Here is a 633-nt window from a genome sequence, read left to right as displayed (position 1 = left end):
CGTCACCCAAACGGCTTACCACACGAGGTTGGTCGTGGTTACACCAGAAAAGCGCACCCCAACCTTTACCGTTGAGTCCACTTTGCCAATGGTTAAAGATCGACTTCAGCTGTAAGAAATCAAACGGTGCTTTGGTCCATTTTTCACCATTTGGATAATCGACCTTTAGGTGATGGAAGTTAAACACCATCGACAGCTCTTTTTGATCAAGACTAGAGTATTGCTGACAGTGCTCAAGGGTTGTCGAAGACATCTCACCAACCGTTACGCTGCCGTACTTTTGGAAAACCGCGTCGCTTATCTCTTGCAAGTATTCGTGAACTCGTGGGCCATCCGTGTAGAAACGACGACCATCGCCAATCTCATCGTTCGGGAAATCTTGCTGCTTAGAAATCAAGTTGATGACATCTAAACGGAAGCCATCGACGCCTTTCTCCGCCCAGTAACTGATGATCTCTTTGACTTCACCACGAACCTTCGGGTTTTCCCAGTTTAGGTCGGCTTGCTCTTTCGCAAATAGGTGCAAGTAGTATTGGCCCGTAGCTTCATCTAGCTCCCAAGCATTACCACCAAACTTCGACTGCCAGTTAGTTGGTGCCTTGCCATTAACCGGATCTTTCCAGATATAGTAAT

At 47.1% G+C, this 633-nt stretch carries 1 protein-coding gene; it reads right to left on the bottom strand.

The genetic code is table 11. The annotated features are described in order from the left end of the window. On the bottom strand, window positions 1–633 hold a 633-nt coding region (locus KIV40_RS32720; protein ID WP_285353535.1), incomplete at both ends, for an alpha-amylase family glycosyl hydrolase.

The organism is Vibrio sp. D173a (assembly GCF_030248475.1).
This window is presented reverse-complemented; position numbering and strand designations above follow the sequence as displayed.